A 3,230-nucleotide genomic window follows, 5' to 3' on the forward strand; every position below is an offset into this window, starting at 1 on the left:
TTGCCCGACTGCTTGACCAGGTTGACATCGGCCATGATGCCGAGCACATCGCGAATTTTGTTGGGCAGGTCAGTCAGCAGTGTGTTTGCGTTCGAGACACCGACCGGCTGCCCCTGGTCGTCGCGACCGATCACCAGCACACCGCCGTCCGCATTGGCGAAGCCGCAGACCCAGCGCAGATGATCGTCGCGCCAGGACTCCTTCCACTCCCTGTGCTGGGACTCCTTCATACCAGCCTAATCCTCCCCGTGAGGAGTTCCTGCATCATGGCCTGCTTGAGGGCGCGGGTCTTCTCACGCCGCTGCTCCAACCCCGCCAGCTCCGCATCCATCTCACTCAGCACCTCAGCGATGGCAGTTTGTTCGGGGACAGACGGAAGTTTCACGATGATCCCTTTAAGGATTTGTGTATTGAGGCAAGCCATCGTCTGGCCCACAGCGACACTGCGAACGAGTCCTTTGAAAGCCTCACCGTGGAACTGGTAGCTCAGGAACTGTGCAAATGCCTTATCCTTATCCGGACGAACGCGCAACAACCGACCGGAGAACAACCAGCCAGCCTCCGAGGGACGAATAAGCGCATTTCGGTCCACCGAACCGACGCGACTGAACACGATGTCGCCGATTTCTAGCGAGTAGCCTCGCAACCGCTGTCGGTCGTGGTCTGAAACCATTGGAAGGTTGCGGTGCTCAACCCCGAACTCACCAAGATGCTCGACCGTGATGATTGGTGTCCCGTCTTGAACGTAGTCACTCTCATGCAATGACGAGCCGAACGGCCCGGTTTTGATGTCTGCGATTTCCCCAAGTCGCTTCATCTCCCACTCGCTGTGGAAGCCGGGGAGGCGGGTTTGGCCGGTGAGGAGCTGCTGCATGGTGGCCTGTTTGAGGTCGCGCTTCTTGGCAATGAGCCGGTCCAGCCCGCCCAGCAGCGCGTCCACATCGCTCAACGCCTCCGCGATGGCGCGTTGTTCGTCCCTGGTAGGCGGGACGGGAATCTTGTGCTTCTTGAGGTTTGCCATCGAAAGTGCTGGTTGCGCCCCGACAGTCCTCAAGCATTCAAGTTTGCCGCTTTCGTGCATGTTCCAGAGAACTTGCCAGATGTAAGCCGTAGAGTTGTGCGATTCATCGACGGTAATCTTCAACGCATTACCAGAAAGGATTCCGGTTTCGTGGTTGTGCGGAAGAATGGCACTCGCTCCGCATCGTTCACCTATCTTTGCCATCACTATATCGCCGGGGCTAACCGCGCTTCGGCGCTCCTCCAAGAATTTCGAGCGGTCAACGTAGTCGTAAGTGTCCGCGTGAAACGTTCCGTCGGTTACGAAACCACTCGTGATGATTGGGATGCCGGATTTGCGGTAATGAATAGACTTCAGATTTGAGCCAAACGGGCCATCTACGATGGCGTTCTTTCGATTCGGCGGCGTGATTGATTGAAGAGCAACCGCACCCCAATCTTCCGGAAGCACTCCGGCTTCGGTCTGTTTGTAGCCGGGCGGGATCGAGATCAATGGAGAATGGAGAGTTGAGAATTGAGAATGTGAACCGCTCATTTCGCATTCTCCATTATCAATTTTCCATTCTCCATTTGCTTCAAATGTCCGTCCACTTTGGCGGCGAGAGCGGCCACTTCGTCGGTGAGTTGCGGCAGCGGGGTGGCGTAGCGTTCGGCGAGCTGGCGGATGCGGCCGGTGAGGGTTTGCGAGACGCGATCCAACTCACCCTGCACGGCGGCGGCAATCGTGGCCAGCCACTTGTCGTCCACCACCAGGGTCTTGATCTCGTCCTCAGTGAGTGTCGGGTATTTGGCGTCGAGCTTGGCTTCGAGGTCTTCCTGCGCGGCTTTCAGCCGGGTCTTGGCGTCGGTCTGCTGGTCGAGCAACGTGGAGTAGTCTTCGAGGGCCTGGCGTTCCTCGGCGTAGTCGGGGTCCTCATCGTAGTTTCTTGCGATGTCCTTGAGGCGGGCCTTCACGGCTTTGGTGGTGATCTTCTGCTTCTCACCCTCGCCTTCGATGACTTCCACGAGTAGTCCTTCCTCGCCGCTTTGCTCCTCGCGCGTTTCATCGAGCTGCTGCTCGATGCCGGCGAGTTCAGCTTCGAGGGCGGCGATGGCATCGCGCTCGGCGGCGAAATAGCGGGCGATGAGCAGGGCGGCGGGGACGAGGTCGGACTTGAAGCGACGCTTGCCCTTCTTGAAGTCTTCCTTCTCGGGCCAGACAAGTTTGCCTTCCTTGTTTTTGACCTGACGAATTTCGCGGGGTATCGCGCCTGCTTTCCACCCGGCATCGGGGATGAGGTAGCAATCGTCCTGCATGGTCTCGGCCCAGTAGTCCATGAGGTGCTGATAGACATCGTAGGCGTCGAGGAGTGGAGCGGTCTTGAAGGTGGCGAGTAGGTCCTCGGCTATGGTTTCGATGAGAGCCTTTGGATGGCTTGTCCTGAGCACAGTCGAAGGGCCGTTTTGGGCGAAGCCTTTGAGCAGTGGGACGGAGGCCGACTGCCATTTTGTGAAGAGCTTCCGAGCCTGGGTGGTGAAGGCGGTGAACTCGGGGTGGCTGAAAATGGTTTCCTTTAATTGAGAATGGAGAATGGATAATTGAGAATAGTTGGGACGTAAGGGCTTGAACAAAACGGAACGGACATCCGGCATAATTTTCCAATAATTGCCGAGGGCATCGAGGTCGCGGTCCGGAATGCCGCCGCGCAGGTGGCCGTCAATATCTTGTAGATCTTCCGGCTCGGTGTTGTCGATATAGCGTGGCAGGTTGAGGTTGTAATCGTTCTTCGCGTCGGCGATTTCGGCGACGGAGACCATGCGGGCGTAGCGCGGGTCGCTTTCATCCAGCCGGGTGAAGGTGTCCACGATCTTGTGGATGTCCTGCTCGCGGAGACGGTTTTTCGGGCCGTCCTTCTTGAAACCCTTGGAGGCATCAATCACGAAGATACCTTTGCGGGCGGTGGCGTTTTCCTTGTCGAGCACGACGATGCAAGCCGGGATGCCGGTGCCGTAAAAGAGATTGGCGGGCAGGCCGATGATGGCCTTGAGGTAGCCGGACCGGACGAGCTGCCGGCGGATGACGGCCTCGGCATTACCCCGAAAGAGGATTCGCAAGACACAGCAAATTCATCTCGTCGGCATCGGCGGGGCCGGTATGAGCGGCATCGCAGAAGTCCTCCTCACGATGGGATACAAGGTGACCGGTTCAGATCTGCACCCTTCGGAGACGA

The 3,230-nt window shown here is 57.9% G+C and carries 3 protein-coding genes and 1 pseudogene; 1 reads left to right on the top strand and 3 read right to left on the bottom strand.

The window, feature by feature from the left end:
- From ACOSYY_RS15860 to ACOSYY_RS15870, 3 genes and pseudogenes are all read right to left on the bottom strand, one after another.
- A partial coding sequence (locus ACOSYY_RS15860; RefSeq protein ID WP_421663617.1) for an AlbA family DNA-binding domain-containing protein occupies positions 1-230 on the bottom strand: 230 nt, incomplete at its 3' end.
- Positions 227-1,555 (bottom strand): restriction endonuclease subunit S, encoded by a 1,329-nt coding sequence (locus ACOSYY_RS15865; protein WP_421663619.1) that lies wholly within the window; start codon positions 1,553-1,555, stop codon positions 227-229. The genes ACOSYY_RS15865 and ACOSYY_RS15860, both read right to left, overlap by 4 nt.
- Positions 1,552-3,120, bottom strand: a pseudogene (locus ACOSYY_RS15870) (N-6 DNA methylase); the annotation flags it as partial. The pseudogene ACOSYY_RS15870 and the gene ACOSYY_RS15865, both read right to left, overlap by 4 nt.
- On the opposite strand from ACOSYY_RS15870, the gene ACOSYY_RS15875 reads away from it, so the two are divergent.
- On the top strand, positions 3,077-3,230 hold a 154-nt coding region (locus ACOSYY_RS15875; protein WP_421663623.1), incomplete at its 3' end, for a Mur ligase domain-containing protein. The pseudogene ACOSYY_RS15870 and the gene ACOSYY_RS15875 sit on opposite strands and share 44 nt — an antisense overlap.

This window comes from Nitrospira sp. BLG_2 (genome assembly GCF_049222245.1).

Excerpts from the sequence above, each read along its gene's own strand:
- ACOSYY_RS15865 (WP_421663619.1), bottom strand. The coding sequence starts at position 1,555 with ATGAGCGGTTCACATTCTCAATTCTCAACTCTCCATTCTCCATTGATC.